Source organism: Romboutsia maritimum (assembly GCF_002251085.2).
GTDB classification, from domain to species: Bacteria; Bacillota; Clostridia; order Peptostreptococcales; family Peptostreptococcaceae; genus Romboutsia_B; species Romboutsia_B maritimum.
The window spans coordinates 35,586-54,369 of record NZ_NOJZ02000003.1 but is presented as its reverse complement, the minus strand read 5'-3'; the positions used below and the strand labels follow the sequence as shown (position 1 = coordinate 54,369).

Here is an 18,784-nt window from a genome sequence, read left to right as displayed (position 1 = left end):
GAGGGAATATAATGAATGAATTTAAAGTATTATTTAAGCTTGGAATGAAAAAAAGAATAAAAGACTCATTTTTAATAGGATACGGAGTTACTTTTCCATTAATGCTAATTACTATATTAGGGTATATGGCAACTAACTATTACTCTAAAGATGCAGGAATAACATCATATTACTACTATTCAATGGTAACTATTCCTTTTTGTACTTTTCTATCATCAATCACTCTTATATATGTTGCTAGAGAAGAAAGTTTACATAGATGTGGAGAGCGATTTATAATAGCTCCTATTAGCAAGGTGTCTATAGTTTTATCAAAAATACTTCCTGCTACAGTTGCTATGTCTGTATATAACCTGATTATACTTTTAATATGCAACATGATATTTAAAGTAGATTATAGAGGTAGATTTTTAGAGATATATGTACTTTTAATAGGTTTAGGATTTATGGCATCATCTTTTGGTACTTTCATAGGACTGTGTAGCAAGGACTTTATGTCTGTAAAAAATATTGTAAGTACACCAATATTAATCATGGCTATTCTTGGAGGAAGCTTCTTTCCTATAGGTTCTTTAGGAAGATTAGTGGAAGTGATAAGTTATATATCGCCACTTGCATGGATAAATAGGGGCATATTCATGATGTTAAATGATAATACAATAAATGTGTATCTTATTTCTTTATTTATAATAATTGGGTTAGGTGTATTGTTTAGCATATTGGCAATAAAATATTTTAAAAAGGAGGCATTTATATAATGGTATCATTACTTGTGGCTAAAAATGAATTTTTAAGAAGCTTAAAAAATAAAAAGAAATTAGTTTTAACTTTTTTATTACCGTTAATATCTATAATTATGGCTATAGGAATTAATACTATGATGAAGCCATCTATTAATCTTGGAGTAATAGATGATCAATATATTAATAAATCAGTTGAAGAAAAAGTGAGTAATATAGATAGAGTGAAGCTAAGTACGGCAAATAAAAGTACTATTAATACAGATATTATTTTAGCTAAATATTTAGGTGTAGTTGAGTTTAAAAAAGATAATAAATTTGAGGTATATTGTTTAGATGAAAATATGAAAATAGAGATTGAAGAAGCTATATCTGAAGTTATTAATAGTGGGAGTATTGATAACGTAAAAGGTTTATTGAGTATTTTGGATGAAGGAAGCTTGAGTACATCTCAAAGAGGTAATGGATTTATATTTATTACTTTAATTATAACATGCACTATGTCATCTTCAATTATGTTAAAAGATAAGGAAGATAGAGTATTACTTAGGTATTCTACAACACCTAATAAATTGTCTGGATATATATTAGGAAATTATATATATAATACTATTAACACTATTATACAAATTTTAGTGTCATCAGTATTTATATATTTATTAAAAATAGATATAGGAATATCCATATGCAAATTTATTATTTTAGGGATTATAATATCTATCATAGCTGCTAGTATATCTATTTTAGTTACAGTTATATCGAATAGTGAATTACAAGCAAGTTTATTAGCTTCATCAATATCTCTTATAATGGCACTTTTTGGAGGAACTTTTTTACCAATAGATAAAATGCCTCACATGTTGAAGTTTATAAGTAATATATCAATCACAAAATGGATTATAGAGCTTACTTCTTCGATTCAAAAAGGAATTGTTTATGGAAATAATATGATTATAATAACATTTATTATAGTTATGTCTAGTTTTATAGTATTTGTGTCTGCTAAGATAGGTGAAAAGAAGTTGAAATATTAAATGTCCACATCAATGGGTGTAAATAAGGATAAATTTTTAATTTTGATGTTTATTTTTAGAATTTATATAGTATAATATAAGTATATAAAATAAAAAGGAAATTACAATCTAGTGGAATAGAGTGTGATTTCTATGTAATTAATTTGATATTAATCGTTTGAATCACTCTTATTGCCAGTAAGAGTGATTTTTAATTTATCATAAATAAAGGCTCCCAATATACTAATTAATATAGCATCAGAGTTATTTAATAACAATTTTAAAATTTCCATACTTCCACCTCCTTCCTATTTGGAAGTAGGTTTGATTCGTAGTACAGAAATCATCACTCTTAGATTGTAATTTCTATTGTATTTTAACATAAACTATATAAATATTCCAAGAAATATTTAATCGCGAGTATAATTCCTGTGAATCGTCTCCACCATTGAAATCTACGAAAACTCATATTCATAAGAATATGAGTTTTCTTATTTAAATAATTTATATATTTATAAATTAAATATAGAGTAAGATAAATGTATATAAATATATACACGGATGTTAATAACGGTTGATGGAATTTAATCAATAATATTAATATAATAAATATAGGGGTTATGAAAAATATGATTAGTACGAATTTAAAAAGATTAAGAAAAAATAATCAATATACACAAGAAGATGTAGCTGAAAAAATAAATGTTTCTAGACAATCTGTAGCAAAGTGGGAAAATGGAGAATCAACACCTGATATAGATAGTTGTATTAAACTTACAAAATTATACAAAGTAAAATTAGATGACTTAGTTAATTACTCAGAAGAAGAATCAGGTATTGCAATACCACCTAAAGGAAAGCACTTCTTTGGAGCTGTTGTAGTTGGAGAACGAGGTCAGATTGTTATTCCAAAAGAAGCTAGAGAGTTGTTTAATATAAAAGCAGGTGATAAATTATTAATCTTAGGAGATGAGGAAAAAGGAATTGCAATTGTTCATCAACGTGATTTGCTAAACTTTGTAGGAGATTTAGGCATAGCAATTAAAGAATAGTGACTTTAAAGTGAAAATTATAAAAGGATGGTTAAAATATGAGTAAAATAGTATTTTTTAGTATTCCTGCACATGGTCATACTAACCCTACAATTGAGGTAGTACGTGAATTAGTAGATAGAGGCAATGAAGTATTATATTATTCTTTCAATGACTTTAAAGCGAAAATTGAATGTGCTGGAGCAATATGTATTTGCTGTGATGAATATCTTCCGAAATTAAGTTGTGGGGATGAAAAGAAAATTGGAAAGGATTTTCCTACACTAATTGAAATGATCGTAGATACAACTATTTCTTTAGATAAAAAGGTTTGTAAAGAACTTAAAAATTTTAGGCCAGATTGTATTGTTTCGGATTCCTTAAGTTTTTGGGGTAAGTTGTTTGCACAAAAACTTAATATTCCATATATATGTTCTACAACAACTTTTGCATTTAATGATTATACAGCAAAGATGATGAAGCACGGTTTTAATGAAATTATGCATATGGTTTTAGGTAGGGGGCGTATTAATAAAAAAATAAAGCTCTTACGAGAAAATGGATATGATGTTGAGAATTTTATATCTATGATAAAAAACGATAATGATACTAATACTATAGTCTATACATCAAGAGAATTTCAACCAATGACAGAGACTTTTTCTGATAAGTATTCTTTTGTAGGACCATCAGTACCAAAGGCAATTGTTGAATATAAAGAAAGAAGTAGAAAGCAAATATATATTTCTCTTGGAACGGTTAATAATAAAAATATTAAATTTTATAAAAACTGTATAAAGGCATTTGAAAATTGTGATGTTAATGTAGTTATGTCTGTTGGCAAGGATACTAATATTGAAGATTTGGGGCATATACCAGATAATTTTAAGGTGAAGAATAATGTTGATCAGATTAGTGTGCTTAGAAATACAGATGTATTTATTACTCATTGTGGTATGAATAGTGTTAATGAAAGTTTGTATTATGGAATACCTATGGTATTATTTCCTCAGCACTCAGAACAGATGATGGTAGCAAATAGAGTTAATGACTTAGGTGCAGGAATTATGTTAAATAAAAATAAAGATAAATGTATTAAAGATAAAGTAATACAAGTTATAAATAACAATGAATATAAAGAAAAAGCAAATAAATTAGCACAAAGCTTTCGTAATGCAGGGGGAACAAAAAAAGCAGCTGATGTTATATTAAAAGAAATATATGATAGTAGAAAAATAAACTTATAATGATTTGATAAAACTTATGATTAGTAAATACTTATATTGGATTTAATCGTTGATATTATTCTTGAGAATCGTCTCCAATATTGAAATCTACAAAAAGGAACTACTAAGATTATGGCTTAGTAGTTCTTTTTTTGTTTTCATTTAATATTTATTTAAATTTTGAATTATTTTACTCATTACTGATACATAGCATTTATATACTTATATTTCAAAAATGTAAGTTAAATGTAACAGACATCAATGGTTAGTAGATTAATTATTATGTAAAATAATAGTATATTAAGCTAAGGAGGAAAAATAAATGAAAAAATTTAATGCATTTCAGATAAAGATATTTTTAATATCACTTATGTTACTTGACCATATATTCTCTGCTTTCTCAGGACTAATACCAAGTTGGGTACATGGTTTAACAAGAGGGGTTGCACCAATGTTTGCTTATTTCCTGGTAGAAGGTTACTTCTATACTAGAAATAAAAGAAGATATGGAAGTAGATTACTTGGATTTGCAATATTTATGTATATTGGAAATATGATAATCAACACTATATTCGCTAGTAAGGATGTAATGGTGAATAATAATATATTTGCCACATTATTTGTAGGTTTTATTGGAATCAGTATATTTGAGTATGCTAAAAAGCACGAAGGATTTAAAAAAATATTATTAAGAATTTTAGCTACAATAGTAGTAATAGTAGGTACAATGTTTACAGAAGGAGGAATATCAGTTATACCATTTATATTAATAACTTATTTCTTCAGAGGAAATATGAAAAAACAAATAATAGGATATTTATTGTTATCTGTAGTACTTCTATCGATGGAATATGTTCCTTATGAATCATTTAATATCACATTTGATATGTTAATGTATAACTCAGATTTTTTAGAAATATTGGCTATACCAACAATTATAATGTATAACGGTGAAAGAGGACTGAATAATAAATTTAGCAAATATTTATTCTATGTATTTTATCCATTACATTTATGGATATTAGCAACTATTAGTTTTATGATTAAATAACAAAGGAGAAATTTGAAATGAAGTTATCAAAAGGTAAATTAGCAGGTATAGTTATAGGAGTAGCTATAGCAGTTATAGGTGGAAATTTTATATATAATAATTTTTTAAATGACAATGATGATCTTCAATATAGATTAACATATATATCTATGGAAGGAAATCGCGAAGAAAAACAACAAGAAGAAGCTATTAAGAATGGCTTAAAAGATACAAAAGTAAGTGAAGTAGATTTTACTATGCTTCAATTAGATGAAAATGAAAACATGGTAATGAAAGAATCAGAGTATAATAAATTAGCAGAAAAACTAAATCTTAAAAAGGTTACTCTTAAAGATGATGAAGCTATGATTATACCAAGTTATGACGGTATAAAAAATAGTAAATACCTGAAAGAACAAGAATCTATTAAAGAATATAAATTGAGAGAAAAAAACTTAAATATGTTAGGAGTACTTGATAAAAAAATACTAGTAGCAGGTTTATATAAACATCAATTTATAATAAGTGATAAATTATATAATGAGTTTTCAAGTGATAGTAAGACTTTAAATATAAAAGGATATGATTTCAAAGATAATAAAAAAACAAACCAATCATTATTAAACCTATTTGCAACTAAGTTATTTGATAAAAATAATAACAAATTATTTTTATTAATAGGCAAAGATAATCTTAGATAAAAATAATAGATAGGGCTGTCGCATTAGCATAAAAAAATATGCTAACGCGACAGCCCATTTTTATTTTATCTGTAGATGGAAAGATAGCTGAAACTAAATAGTTAAATATAATCTATGTTTTAATATCCATAGCTTTTTTTTATATGTTAAAATTAGTATGATAGTTAAATATATATAAGCTAAATGGGGAGTAGTATGATAAAAATAGTAATATGTGAAGATGAAATAGTACAACAAGAAATATTAAAAGATTACTTAGAAAAAATCTTAGATGAAATAAATAGTAAATATGAGATATTAGTTTTTAATTCTGGGGAAGAACTTTTTAAAAATTATCCAGAGCATGTAGATATATTTTTGCTAGATATACAAATGGATAAGTTAAACGGAATGGAAGTAGCGAGAAAGATTAGGCAAATTGACAAAAAAGAAGTAGAAATTATCTTTACAACATCACTTGTAGAATATATTCAAGAAGGTTATGAAGTAAGGGCATATAGATATATTTTAAAACCTATAAAATTAGAACATCTTAAAAAGCATATTATTTCATGTGTTGAAGAAGTAAATAAAAACAAAAGAAGTTATATTGCTGTAAACGAAAAAAACGATGCTTGTAAAGTTAAGGTTTCTGATATTACATATATAGAAATTCAAAAGAGAGAGATGACAGTACATACCATAGATAAAGACTATACTATAAAGACTAGTATGTCGAAAGTAGAAAATGAACTTAGCAGATACAATTTTTATAGATGTCATAAAAGCTTTATGGTTAATATAGATTTTATTAAAAATATAAAACAATATGTAGCTATTTTAGAAAATCAAGAAGAAGTACCTATAAGTAGATATAGATTTAAAGAAACTAAAGCTAGATTTTTAAGTTATCTTGGGAGAACTTTGTAATGGAGCGTTTAGTTTTAGATATAATTTATAAAATAAATACTATTATTTATATAGCTGTATTTTATTTAATGATTAATAAAATATATGATAGAAAAAAATTAACTAAAAAATTAGACTATATATTGATATTTATTATAGTTATATTTATAATCATAACTCCACGGTTTTGTTATGTGTACGAATACTTTATTTATGAAGGGTTATTATTTACCCTATTAAGCAAAAAAATATTTAAGATTTCATTAAAAGATGCTTTTATTTTTGGAATATGTTTTATATTTGGATATGGGATATTAAGGGATACAGTAGATTATTTGTGCTTAGTAATGTTAATGGAACATATTATAATAGATCTTCCTCCTATAGGCTATGAACTTTATACATCCATACCTTTAATTATTATATTAATTTTATTACTTAGATATTTTGATAAAATTGTAAAATCAAATTTAAATGTTAAATATTATATTTATATTGGATTTACCGTAGTTACAAATATAGTATGTATATTATGTTTAATAAAATCAAATATGCATATTGAGCATATATACAATTTTATAATAACAAACAATATAAATATTTATATAAATAAAAATAATTCTATACCACTTAATTTTTTACCTTTCATAGAATTTACAAAACACTCAGTTATAACTGCTATAATATTTTGTAATATATTTTTGATTTTTATAATAAATAATATAATCAAAAATATGAAAAATGAGTCTGAAATGAAAGCTTTAAATGATAAATTAGATATGCAGTACAATCATTACCTGAGTATCCAAGAGTCTCAAATGAAAGTAAGAAAATTATATCATGATATAAATAATCACATGGCATGTATTAAACAAATTCAAAATGAGGATGTAAATGAATACATAGATAGCATTAATAACGAGTTAAAAGAGTATGAAAGCACTTTTAATACTGAAAATATGATATTAGACATAATTCTAAATGAAAAAAACTCTTTATGTGAAAAAAATAATATAGAATTATTTTGCAATATAAACTTTTCAAAATGTAATTTCATAAAAATGATAGATATATCATCTATTTTTTCTAATATTTTAGATAATGCAATAGAAGCGTGTAAGAAAGTTAAAAGAAATCCATATATAAATATTAGAGGAACAATAGTCAAATCTTATTATGTTATAAAGTGTGAAAATAGCAAAAATAATGAAATTAAAAATAAAAATAAGAAAATAATTACAAGTAAGAAAGATAAATTTTTACATGGTATAGGACTGAAAAGTGTAAAATCTTCTTTAAATAAGTACAATGGAGATTTAGAAATTATAGACGAAGAAAATAAATTTATAATAAATATTTATATTCCGATAGATTAAAATCATACATGGTTCATGCTAGTTGGAACAAAAAAAATACCACTTATGCTGGTTATATTGATTAGAAAAAATGAGAGTGTTATCTTTTAAATACAAGAGAGCGCTCTCATTTTTTACCTTTTAGAAATTATATTTTGTATAAGGGGGGGATTATTAGGATTATGTTTGAGTTTAAATTAGCATTAAAATATTTAATGAAGAATAAAAAAGAATCTATTTTAATAATAGCTTGTATAGTTGTTGCAATAACTCTTATTTTGGGGGTTGATATTGGTTCAAATAGTGTACAGCTAAATCAAATAGATATGGCTAGAGAGATAGCAGGCTATTATGATGGAACATTAAGAACTAATAGTAAAGAAAATATTGAAAACCTAAAAAAGATAGATGGAGTTTACAACGTAAATACAGTTGAAGATTTAGGAGAGTTTATTCCAAAAGATGGATTAACATCTAAACTTTATACATACAATGAAAATTATTTAAAAGCATTTAACTATAAACTAGTATCGGGAAGACTTCCAAAGAATAAAGGCGAAATTGTTGTAGATAAAAAAATATTTGAAAAATCTAGTGAAAAAAATATATTAAACAAAAGTATTTATGCTATAGACAAAATACAATACAAAGTAAATGGAGAAGAAAAAATTTATAGCAAAAATAATAAATACAAAGTAGTTGGAGTCATAGCTAAAGAAGAGCAGTATTATACATCTGGAAATGAAGAAGCAATGGGAGGGGCAGAACTTTTCACATTTGTTAAAACTGATGAAGGCTCAATACCTAAGGATTTACTAAAATACCATACAGTATTTAATTTAAAAGGAGTTAATCCAGAAAATTTAGACGCAAAGTTTTCAAAGTTAAGAGAAGACTATAATCCAAAATTAGATAGTAGTGTAGATATTAGACAAGATACTAGAAGTGGTATATCTAGTAATGAATATCTAGACTCAACTCTTAGACTTTTCAAAGACCAACAAGACAATAATGAAGTACAATCTAAAATATTTATTATAGTTATAGCAGTATTTACAATAGTAAATTTCTTCAATATAATTCTTTCAAAACTTACAACACAAACAGGTTGTTTAAGAGTTATTGGAATGTCCAATAAAAAGGTAATTAAGTTTTATTTAATTCAAATGGCTATATTATTTACATTAGGTTCAATTATAGGGTTTATAAGTTCAATCATATTTGCAAGATATGCTATGAGTACAATTGTAACTTTAAATATGTTTGATATAAGTGATTTTAGTAAAGTTAAATTAAATATTCCGTATTTTATCGTGTTTAAAGCTTTAATAATAGTCTTATTTATACTATTAATTACAGTACTTATTCCTGTTTTAAAATCACTAAGAAAATATCCTATAGATATTATAAATAGTACAGATAAAGTAAGATACAAAACAAAATATAATAGGAAAATTACTAGAACTCTTTTAAAGAACAATTTACTTAGAAAGAAGACAAAAACTTTAGTCTCTGTAATAGTAATATCTTTTAGTGGGATTATGGTTATAGATGGATTTGATACTAATTTAGATTATATTAACGATCAAGTAGATAAATATTCATCCTATGCACCTCATAAGTTCAACTATATTATAAGACCTGAATTTAATACTAGTGAAAATATAGAAAAAGTAAGTGATCAAGACATTTCAAAAATTAGAAATATTGATGGAGTAAAAGACTTAAAAGTACAAAATTATACTAGAGGAATTTTAATAACAGAAAAAGATAAATTAAATAAACTATATATGGATAATTATGGAGATAAAGATAGTAGTTTAAATACACAAGACGTTTACTCTGTAATTGAAGGTATGAAAGATATAAATAAACTAAATGAGTTTGTAAAAGAAGGAAACATTAAAAGTTTAAATGATTCAAAAGGTGATTACATAAATATTGCTGTATGTAATAACTTTTATTATATGAAGGATGCAAACTACAAATATGCCATAAAAGACTTAAAATTAGGGGATATACTTAGTTATAAAGTAATAACTACTGATTCTGATGGAAATTATGATTATAAAGATTTTAAGTTTAGGGTTAGTGTCATTTTAGATGAAGATTATAGTATGAATAATGAAATGAATTATATTGGAGTTAGAGCACTGATGAACTTTGATAATTTCAATAAAATAACTAATGGATTTTATAATCAAGAAGTATTTTTTAATTCCAAAGAAGAAAGTTATCAAACAGTAAATAAACTTTTAGATAATATAAAAGAAAAGAATAAATATTTATATGTTTATGATGGGCAAGAGCATAAGCGTGAGTTTAGAATTGTTTTTCCTATGATAATCTTTTTATTGGTATTTGTTTCAGCATTATTCAATATGTATATAACTATTAGTTTAAATATCAATAATAATTTAAGGGAAATTTCTATATTAAGAGCAATGGGATTAAATAAAAAATCACTTAAAAAATTAGTAATCTGGGAATCTATAACCTATGCATTATTAGGGAGTTTAGTTGCTACTATTGTTGTTGTAATAAAACAGTTCAAATATCTTAAATATATTAGAGAAACATTTATAGAGCATTTGGGGATGGATATAAAAATAAAATCAATATATATACCTCCAAAAGAAGCGATTATATTTACATTAATAATAGTTTTATTTGCTTTTTTAGTAGGATATATAAAAGCAAAATCAATAGATAAGATAAATATAATTGATGGAATAAATGAAAATTAGTAGATGTTATGGAGGGTTACAAAATGAAAAAAAGTATAAGGGTTGATAATATAAAAAAGATATATGGAAAAGGTGAAAATGCTGTTAAAGCTATTGATGGAATTACCTTACAAATAGAGAGCGGTAAATTTACTGCAATAGTTGGGGAAAGTGGTAGTGGAAAGAGTACACTACTACATTGCATGGCAGGACTTGATAAGCCTACTGAAGGAAATGTATATTTAGAGAGCCAAGATATATATAAATTAAATGATGATAAACTATCTAAAATTAGAGTTGAAGAGTTTGGGTTTGTTTTTCAAGGTTTTAATTTAATACCAGTAGTAAATGTATATGAAAATATAGTTTTGCCTGTATCGGTAGACCATAATAAGATAGATAAAAATTATATTGACGAGATTATTAAAAAATTAGGACTAGAAAATCAAATAAAAAAATTTCCAAATGAGTTATCTGGAGGACAACAACAAAGGGTTGCAATAGCGAGAGCTTTATCAAATAAGCCTTCTATAATATTTGCAGATGAGCCTACTGGAAATTTAGATAGTAAAACTAGTAAAGAAGTTATGGACATGCTTTGTATGAGTGTAAAGGAATTTGATCAAACTCTAGTTATGATAACTCATGATGAGAAAATAGCTAAAATGGCTGATATAGTTGTAACTATAGGAGATGGAAAAGTAAAAAGGATAGAAAATTTAATATTAAAAATAGATGAATAATACTATAATAATATTCATTAAAATATATAATTTAATCGTGGGTATGATTCTTGTGAATCGTCTCTACTATTGAAATTAACGAAAAAGATATTGATTGATAAATCGATATCTTTTTCGTTTTGGAATAGTCATATTATATTAAATGATACAAGTGAATTAATGCAAATGGGATATTATCAAAAATAGAAAGACAACTGCGTATAAATCAAATATTAAAAGATATAGACTAATATAAAGATTAAATTACGATTGAATTTTAAGTTGATATTTAATATTATTATCATATAAAGCCTATTATTTGTATATATTTCTTGATAAATTAACAATTACAAATAAGAGGCTTTTTTACATGCTTTTCAGATAAGGAGATAACATTTATAAAGTTAAATAGATTGAGGTAGTTTAAATTATTAAAGGACTAATATAAGTTTTACTCATAAGGGGGAGTATTTATGAAGAAAAAAGTTGCAGTTATGTGTGTTTCAAAAAAATCTAACGAATTTTACGCAAAGCATTTGGAAAATATTTTCACAAATAAAATAGAATTCTTTTATTACAGTTTAGATGAAAATGGATTTGAAAATATGATAAAAGCAGATCTTTATTTAGTCTGTTCTACATCGTCAAATGTGTTTGATTATTCGATGTCTTGTATACCATCAGATAGTAATGTAGTAATATCAAGTATTACATTTAACAAAGAAAGTATTGAAAAAGTAAAGAAAATCCGAGAAGGAGCTACTATTTTAATGGTGAATTTAAGTAAAAATATGGCGATAGAAGCTGTATCAACATTAAATCGTATAGGTATTAATGACATAAATTTTATTCCATTAGGTCCAACGGATAATAGTGAAAGTATTAAAGAGGCTGAGGAGTATAAGAATATAAAAATTGCTGTAACATGTGGGGAAAGTAGATATATACCTGATTTTGTAGAAGAAGTTATTGATTTAGGTGGCAGAGTTTTTACTGAAAGAGTTTTAGTTGAGATGATTTTGAAGCTTGATATATCTAGCATAATGAAAACGAAACCATTTAAAAGTTACATACAACAACTGGCAGAAAGAGATTATGGTATAGATGAGTTAACTAGAAAGGTGTCAAATATAGAGCTTAAGTTTGATTTAGTTTTAGATTCAATAGATATTGGAGTTATAGGAATAGATGTTAATAACAGGATATTTGAGTTTAATACAGCAGCAGAGAATATATTACATTTAAAAAAAGAGGATGTATTAGATAAAACTACAGATGAGTCATTACCATTTATGCCGCTTAATATATATAGAGATAATTTATTAACTAATGATGTTAGACTTATAACTATAAAAGGAGTTTTAGTTTCTTTAAGGACAACTTCAATTGTACAAAATGAAAACTTTAAGGGGTACTTTGCTATTATAGAGCGCTTTAAGGATGAAGAGGATAAACAAAGAAAGTTAAGACTTCAGTTGTTAAATAGAGGACATAAGGCAAAGTATACATTTGATGATATAAAGGGTAACTGCCCTATACTTAAAAAAGTAAAAGAAGTTGCGGCAAAAATGTCTAAGTCTAATGCATCAATATTGATATATGGAGAAAGTGGAACGGGTAAAGAATTATTTGCACATGCTATACATAATGAATCCCATAGGAAAGATATGCCTTTTGTAGCTATAAACTGTGCAGCATTACCTGAAAACCTTTTAGAAAGTGAACTCTTTGGATATGAGGAAGGTTCGTTTACTGGTGCAAAAAAAGGAGGGAAAGCGGGCCTATTTGAATATGCTCATACAGGAACTTTATTTTTAGATGAAATAGAAAATATGAGTCAAAGTCTACAAGTTAAATTACTTAGGGTATTACAAGAGAAAGAAGTAATTAGAATTGGTAGTGAAAAGATTACTAGTATTGACGTTAAGATAATTGCAGCATCTAATGAGAAGATAAAAGATATGGTTAATAAGGGGACTTTTAGAAAAGATTTATATTATAGAATTAATGCTCTGCCAATTAACATTCCACCACTTCGAGAAAGAAAAGGAGATGTATTATTGATTGCAGATGGAATTAAAAAAAGTATACCAGCTGAATTTGAATTATCAGATGAAGTAAAAGAAATATTTATGACTTATGAATGGGAAGGAAATATAAGAGAGCTAAGAAATGTTATAGAATATTTAGCTTATGTAGATAAATCAGTAATAAATATAGAGGATTTACCACCTACGTTTTTAGATGAAAAAGATTCTGATGGAAAATTTTATCATAGAGAATATAATAATAAGTTTTGGATGGATATATTTCCAAGAGAAAAAGTAGAAAAATATGTTTATGTTTTAAAAATGTTTTATAAAGCTAAAAAAGAAAAAGTTTCAATAGGAAGAAAAAATATTTCTGATGCGTCACAAAATACTGATTATCCTTTATCAGAACAAGAAGCTAGAACTATAATTTCATATCTAGCAAAAAATCAACTAGTTTTAATTTCTAGAGGTAGAAAGGGGAGTGAAATAACCTCAAAAGGGATTGAAATGGTTGATAAAATGGTTGAAATGGGAAAATATTAGGTGAATAATCAACCAATTTATTATAGAATGCTAAGTTAAATATAAAACAATATTTAAATACATAATGAGAATTTAGTTGAAATTTTAGGGATTAGATAAAAAAATAAAAAAATAAATAAAAAAATACAAAGCTGGCATCACATTTGCTTATATATATTGTAAAAATAATACAAAGATATATATTATTTTTAAAAATTATTAACTAGTTAGGAGAAAAGACACTGCTAACTTATTTAGAACAACATAGGGGATAACGTTTTCTGGAGAGGGGTATGAGTTTATGATATTTAAATAAACAATAATCATTTGTAGGTTACCTAATTTTTTTAAATATTATATGGCGGATATATTATTAATAAATTTATCTGTTATAAAATCAATATCTTAAAAAACTAATAAAAAATATATAATAATGTATCTTATAATTTTTGATAATAAAGTTAAATACAGATTAAACTTATAAAGATATGATGAATTAGATACATTGTTATACAAGGGGGAGCAAACATGGATGAAAAGAAGATAACAAAACAATACGGAGCAATTGCATTCTTACCACTTATTATATTTTTAGGGTTGTACATAGGTAGTGGACTTTATTTTACACATCAAGGTGCTGAAGATGCCTTCAGTCAATTTCCAAGACATGTGGCACTTTTAATAGGTATAGGTATTGCTTTACTTATGAATAGAACAATGAAATTAGATGAGAAGATAGAAGTTTTTTCGAAAAATGCTGGTAACTCAGGTGTTATGCTTATAGGGTTAATATATTTACTTGCTGGAGGTTTCCAAGGAGCGGCTAATGTTATGGGTGGAGTTGATAGTGTTGTAAACTTTGGACTTTCTTTTATACCGCCGGCTCTACTTATACCAGGTGTATTTTTAATGAGTAGTTTTATAGCGACATCTATAGGTACTTCAATGGGTACAATAGCAGCAATGGCACCAATAGCTATAGGGGTTTCAGCAAAGGCGGATATAAATGTCGCAATAGCATGTGCTGCTGTATTAGGAGGAGCCTACTTTGGAGATAACTTATCTATCATTTCAGATACAACAATATCTGCTACAAAAGGTGTTGGTTGTGAAATGAAGGATAAATTTAAGATGAACTTCTTTATTGCGCTTCCGGCTGCTATAGTTGCAATGATTATCTATGGGATGGTAGGTGGAATTGGTCAAATAGAAGGGGATTTATCATATAGTTTTATTAAGATTATACCGTATATTGTAGTTCTTGTAACAGCAATGATGGGGTTTAATGTTGCAGGTGTATTATTTATAGGGATTATTATGAGTGGAATTATAGGATTAGGAACTAACTCGGTGACAATCCTTGAGTTTGTACAAGCAATAGGGTCTGGAATGGAAGGTATGATGAGTATCACTGTTCTTGCAATATTAGTTTCTGGATTAATTGGACTTATTAAGCACTATGGTGGTATTGAATGGTTAATTGAAAAGATAACATCTAAGATTAAAGACAGAAAAGGTGCAGAGTATGGAATAGGAATTCTTGCAGGATTACTTTCGGTGTCTCTTGTTAACAACACAATTGCAATTATAATTTCTGCACCAATTGCTAAAGAAATAGGACTTAAGTTTAAAATTGCACCAAAGAGAATAGCAAGTTTACTGGATATATTCGCTTGTGCATTACTTTCAATGTGTCCACATGATGGAGGTATGTTAATTGTTACAGGTCTTGCAGGAGTATCTCCAATTGAAGTATTACAATATGCGATATATCCAATAGCTCTTATAATATCAACAATTATAACGATACAATTTGGGTTATTAAGTACAGCTGAAGAAAAAGAATATAAAAAATCATTAAAAGCGAGTTAGTATTAACTTATATATAAATATGAAATAGTATACATAAAATAAGGGAGGTTAATTATAATGAAATATAATTTTGATAAAAAAGTAGACAGAATAAAAAACAACTCAGCTAAGTGGAATGAAATGGGAAAAAACTTTGGTCATAATGATTTACTTCCAATGTGGATAGCTGATATGGATTTTGAAACAGCACCAGAAATATTAGAAGAAATGAAAAATAAATTAGACCAAAAAATATTTGGATATGTATCAAGACCAGATTCATACTATCAAAGTGCAATAGAGTGGTCAAAGAAAAGATATAACTATGATATAGATTTCTCGTCAATAATACATTCACCAGGTGTAATACCAACAATATCTATAGTATTAAAGAACTTTGTAAAAGATACCGATAAAATAATGATACAAACACCTGTATATCCACCTTTTGCAGGAACTGTTAAAAATAGTGATAAAATATTAGTAGAAAATGAATTAGTACAAGATTCTGATGGAAATTGGAAAATAGATTTTGAAGATTTCGAAGCTAAAGCTAAGGATGATAATTTAAACTGGTTCATATTATGTAACCCTCATAATCCGGTAGGTAGAGTATGGAAAAGAGAAGAGTTACAAAAAATGGCCGATATATGCTTAAAGTATAATATAAGAGTTATATCAGATGAAATATGGAGAGATTTAGTTTACAAAGGACATGAGTTTACGGCATTTGCTTCATTATCTAAAGAAGTAGAAGATATAACAATAACTTGTTTTTCAGCAACAAAGACATTTAATTTAGCTGGATTACAAGCATCATTTGCAGTATTTCCAAGAAAAGAAGAGTTAGAATTATTTGATGCTAAGCTAGGAGCATTAGATATAAAGAGAAATAATCCATTTAGTTTAGTTGCTATGGAAGCAGCATTTAGCAAGGGTGAAGAATGGTTAAATGAATTACTAGAGTACTTAGAAGGAAATGTTGATTTTGTTATAGATTATGTACAAAAGAACATACCAAAAGTAAAGATAATTAAGCCAGAGGGAACATATCTAGTATGGTTTGATTTTAGCGAATTAAACTTAAGTAACAAAGACATATCAAAGGCTCTTATTGAAGAAGGTAAGGTTGCTTTAAATGATGGAACATCATTTGGTAATACAAGTTCAGGATTTTTTAGAATGAATATAGCTTGTCCAAGATATATGGTACAAGATGCAATAACAAGAGTAGAGAAGGTTGTTAAATCGCTTTAGATAAATCTATTACTAGGTGGATAGGTCATATGAACTGTCTATTGGTGTAAGAGCAGTTAATGAAATTAATGATTATGATTTTAAATTTGATATATAGTTATAGAAAGATGGATGTTACAAAACTAATTTAGTAGTTAGTTGTGTAACATCCATTTTTAATATCGTAAATTTAGCTACTATTTGTTTGCTAATTAAGTAAAGTAAATAGTAAAATAATTAAAATATATAATAAAAAAATAAAACTTTTTATAAACTTAACTCGTTATATAAGTGAAAGGAGGGGATGACTTGGCGCAGACTGATGAAAAGCTAATAAAAGAGATACTAAAAGGAAATGAAAGTGCAATGGAAATATTAGTTAAAAGACATTATGATCTTGTACATAGTTATATATATAGAACTATAAATGATTATAATATAGCCTACGATATATCCCAGGATGTATTTATAAAAATGATGAAAAATATAGATAAATATAATTTAGAAAATGGAAAATTTCAAAGTTGGTTATTAAAAATAGCAGTAAATACAACAAAAGATTATTTTAAAAGTAAAATATATAAACAAAGAATTGAAAACTGTAATATAGAAAAGTATCAAATAGAAGATACATCAAATGTTATTGATATAGTTTCTAAAAAAGAGGAAGCGATAAAAATAAAAGAAGCTGTTGAAAACTTACCAAGCCTTCAAAGAGAAGCAATATTTTTAAAGTATTATAACGGTTTAAAAATTAAAGAGATAAGCAACATTACCGGAGATAATGAAAATACTATAAAATCAAGACTATTTAATGGAATAAAAAATCTAAAGAAATTACTTGGAGGTGATATATTTGAAGATGAATCACAACATACACAAACTGAGATGTGAAAACTTAGAAGATGAACAATTTGAGGATTTAGCAGAAGTAGATTTAATGGATATAGCAGATTTTCTAGATAATTATATAGTTAAGAAGGTTGATGAACAAAAAATAGATTCTACAATTGATATATTAAAATCATATATGCCAAAACAAGAAGTACAGACTATAAAAGAGCATAATACATTTTTAGAAAGAATGAAAAACAATATTGACTTAGTTAAATTTCAGTTTAGCTTAATTAGTAAGATATATTTCATATCATCATTATTATTAATACTAGTAGGTACTATAACTACAATGAAGTTAGATTTAAGTATATATTTAAGTGCATCTATAATCGCACCTATACCAATATTACTTGGAATGTTTGAAATTATAAAAGGAAGAGATGAGAATGTGTGGGAGTTAGAACTTAGCTATAAATACTCTTTAAGAGAAATTGTTTTATCAAGATTAATAATTATAAATGTAGTATCTGTATTAATTGGTATTATCATAAGTATCAATTTAAACAACGTTTACTCAGATATTAATTTATTTAAAATGATTGGTATATGGCTAATTCCAATATTTATAATATCATCAATGTCTTTAGTTATTACTTCTGTATATCGAAGTATAAATAGCGTTACTTTATGTATAATGATATGGATATTAGGAGCGGTGAGTATTAGTATATATGAAAAAATTGCAGATATAACGAATATTAATATATTTATAGTATTAGTTATATCAGGAATATCTACAATAGTAGCATCAAGATTATTTTATAAAAAAAGTATAAATAGTATAGATTGCACAACATTTGAATTTTAGGGGGA

16 protein-coding genes and 1 pseudogene are annotated in these 18,784 nt (G+C 25.9%); 16 read left to right on the top strand and 1 reads right to left on the bottom strand.

Annotated elements, in window-relative coordinates; translation table 11 throughout:
- Window positions 1-11 precede the first annotated feature (11 nt).
- Entirely contained in the window at window positions 12-758 is a 747-nt protein-coding gene (locus CHF27_RS03160) for an ABC transporter permease (RefSeq protein WP_095405585.1), read from the top strand.
- Window positions 758-1,774, top strand: a complete 1,017-nt coding sequence (locus tag CHF27_RS03155; protein ID WP_095405584.1) for an ABC transporter permease — start codon at window positions 758-760, stop codon at window positions 1,772-1,774. The genes CHF27_RS03160 and CHF27_RS03155 overlap by 1 nt, the downstream gene beginning before the upstream one ends.
- Window positions 1,775-1,923: 149 nt before the next feature.
- On the opposite strand, the gene CHF27_RS14560 is transcribed toward CHF27_RS03155, so the two are convergent.
- On the bottom strand, window positions 1,924-2,046 hold the full coding sequence (locus tag CHF27_RS14560) for a hypothetical protein (RefSeq protein WP_274541551.1): 123 nt from the start codon (window positions 2,044-2,046) through the stop codon (window positions 1,924-1,926).
- Window positions 2,047-2,373: 327 nt separating this feature from the next.
- On the opposite strand from CHF27_RS14560, the pseudogene CHF27_RS14675 reads away from it, so the two are divergent.
- The 14 genes and pseudogenes from CHF27_RS14675 to CHF27_RS03090 all read left to right on the top strand — a co-directional run.
- Window positions 2,374-2,562, top strand: a pseudogene (locus CHF27_RS14675) (helix-turn-helix transcriptional regulator); the annotation flags it as partial.
- 33 nt (window positions 2,563-2,595) lie between these two features.
- A complete protein-coding gene (locus CHF27_RS14670; RefSeq protein WP_334293870.1) occupies window positions 2,596-2,805 on the top strand; it encodes an AbrB/MazE/SpoVT family DNA-binding domain-containing protein in 210 nt (69 codons plus the stop codon).
- Between the two features lie 38 nt (window positions 2,806-2,843).
- Window positions 2,844-4,031, top strand: a complete 1,188-nt coding sequence (locus CHF27_RS03145; protein WP_095405582.1) for a macrolide family glycosyltransferase — start codon at window positions 2,844-2,846, stop codon at window positions 4,029-4,031.
- A gap of 301 nt (window positions 4,032-4,332) precedes the next feature.
- The gene (locus CHF27_RS03140; protein WP_095405581.1) at window positions 4,333-5,061 is read left to right on the top strand and encodes a TraX family protein; all 729 of its coding nucleotides are present in this window, start codon (window positions 4,333-4,335) and stop codon (window positions 5,059-5,061) included.
- A 17-nt stretch (window positions 5,062-5,078) separates the two neighbouring features.
- Window positions 5,079-5,741, top strand: a complete 663-nt coding sequence (locus tag CHF27_RS03135; protein WP_095405580.1) for a hypothetical protein — start codon at window positions 5,079-5,081, stop codon at window positions 5,739-5,741.
- Window positions 5,742-5,936: 195 nt separating this feature from the next.
- On the top strand, window positions 5,937-6,650 hold the full coding sequence (locus tag CHF27_RS03130) for a LytR/AlgR family response regulator transcription factor (RefSeq protein ID WP_095405579.1): 714 nt from the start codon (window positions 5,937-5,939) through the stop codon (window positions 6,648-6,650).
- Window positions 6,650-8,005, top strand: coding sequence for an ATP-binding protein (locus CHF27_RS03125; protein WP_095405578.1), 1,356 nt, complete (start codon window positions 6,650-6,652; stop codon window positions 8,003-8,005). Before CHF27_RS03130 ends, CHF27_RS03125 begins: the two co-directional genes overlap by 1 nt.
- 161 nt (window positions 8,006-8,166) lie before the next feature.
- Window positions 8,167-10,731 (top strand): ABC transporter permease, encoded by a 2,565-nt coding sequence (locus tag CHF27_RS03120; RefSeq protein ID WP_095405577.1) that lies wholly within the window; start codon window positions 8,167-8,169, stop codon window positions 10,729-10,731.
- A 23-nt stretch (window positions 10,732-10,754) separates the two neighbouring features.
- Window positions 10,755-11,453, top strand: a complete 699-nt coding sequence (locus CHF27_RS03115) for an ABC transporter ATP-binding protein (RefSeq protein WP_243444932.1) — start codon at window positions 10,755-10,757, stop codon at window positions 11,451-11,453.
- Window positions 11,454-11,905: 452 nt separating this feature from the next.
- The gene (locus tag CHF27_RS03110; protein ID WP_095405575.1) at window positions 11,906-14,008 is read left to right on the top strand and encodes a sigma-54 interaction domain-containing protein; all 2,103 of its coding nucleotides are present in this window, start codon (window positions 11,906-11,908) and stop codon (window positions 14,006-14,008) included.
- Between the two features lie 507 nt (window positions 14,009-14,515).
- Window positions 14,516-15,859 (top strand): Na+/H+ antiporter NhaC family protein, encoded by a 1,344-nt coding sequence (locus tag CHF27_RS03105; RefSeq protein WP_095405574.1) that lies wholly within the window; start codon window positions 14,516-14,518, stop codon window positions 15,857-15,859.
- A 57-nt stretch (window positions 15,860-15,916) separates the two neighbouring features.
- Entirely contained in the window at window positions 15,917-17,095 is a 1,179-nt protein-coding gene (locus tag CHF27_RS03100) for a MalY/PatB family protein (protein ID WP_095405573.1), read from the top strand.
- A gap of 288 nt (window positions 17,096-17,383) precedes the next feature.
- Complete coding sequence (locus CHF27_RS03095; protein ID WP_095405572.1) at window positions 17,384-17,968, top strand: RNA polymerase sigma factor; 585 nt, start codon at window positions 17,384-17,386, stop codon at window positions 17,966-17,968.
- The gene (locus tag CHF27_RS03090) at window positions 17,937-18,779 is read left to right on the top strand and encodes a hypothetical protein (protein WP_243444935.1); all 843 of its coding nucleotides are present in this window, start codon (window positions 17,937-17,939) and stop codon (window positions 18,777-18,779) included. The genes CHF27_RS03095 and CHF27_RS03090 overlap by 32 nt, the downstream gene beginning before the upstream one ends.
- The last annotated feature ends 5 nt before the right edge of the window (window positions 18,780-18,784 follow it).

Excerpts from the sequence above, each read along its gene's own strand:
- CHF27_RS14560 (WP_274541551.1), bottom strand. The coding sequence starts at position 2,046 with ATGGAAATTTTAAAATTGTTATTAAATAACTCTGATGCTATATTAATT.
- CHF27_RS03090 (WP_243444935.1), top strand. The coding sequence starts at position 17,937 with ATGAATCACAACATACACAAACTGAGATGTGAAAACTTAGAAGATGAA.
- CHF27_RS03130 (WP_095405579.1), top strand. The coding sequence starts at position 5,937 with ATGATAAAAATAGTAATATGTGAAGATGAAATAGTACAACAAGAAATA.
- CHF27_RS03145 (WP_095405582.1), top strand. The coding sequence starts at position 2,844 with ATGAGTAAAATAGTATTTTTTAGTATTCCTGCACATGGTCATACTAAC.
- CHF27_RS03110 (WP_095405575.1), top strand. The coding sequence starts at position 11,906 with ATGAAGAAAAAAGTTGCAGTTATGTGTGTTTCAAAAAAATCTAACGAA.
- CHF27_RS03120 (WP_095405577.1), top strand. The coding sequence starts at position 8,167 with ATGTTTGAGTTTAAATTAGCATTAAAATATTTAATGAAGAATAAAAAA.
- CHF27_RS03155 (WP_095405584.1), top strand. The coding sequence starts at position 758 with ATGGTATCATTACTTGTGGCTAAAAATGAATTTTTAAGAAGCTTAAAA.
- CHF27_RS03115 (WP_243444932.1), top strand. The coding sequence starts at position 10,755 with ATGAAAAAAAGTATAAGGGTTGATAATATAAAAAAGATATATGGAAAA.
- CHF27_RS03160 (WP_095405585.1), top strand. The coding sequence starts at position 12 with ATGAATGAATTTAAAGTATTATTTAAGCTTGGAATGAAAAAAAGAATA.
- CHF27_RS03140 (WP_095405581.1), top strand. The coding sequence starts at position 4,333 with ATGAAAAAATTTAATGCATTTCAGATAAAGATATTTTTAATATCACTT.
- CHF27_RS03125 (WP_095405578.1), top strand. The coding sequence starts at position 6,650 with ATGGAGCGTTTAGTTTTAGATATAATTTATAAAATAAATACTATTATT.
- CHF27_RS03100 (WP_095405573.1), top strand. The coding sequence starts at position 15,917 with ATGAAATATAATTTTGATAAAAAAGTAGACAGAATAAAAAACAACTCA.
- CHF27_RS03105 (WP_095405574.1), top strand. The coding sequence starts at position 14,516 with ATGGATGAAAAGAAGATAACAAAACAATACGGAGCAATTGCATTCTTA.
- CHF27_RS03135 (WP_095405580.1), top strand. The coding sequence starts at position 5,079 with ATGAAGTTATCAAAAGGTAAATTAGCAGGTATAGTTATAGGAGTAGCT.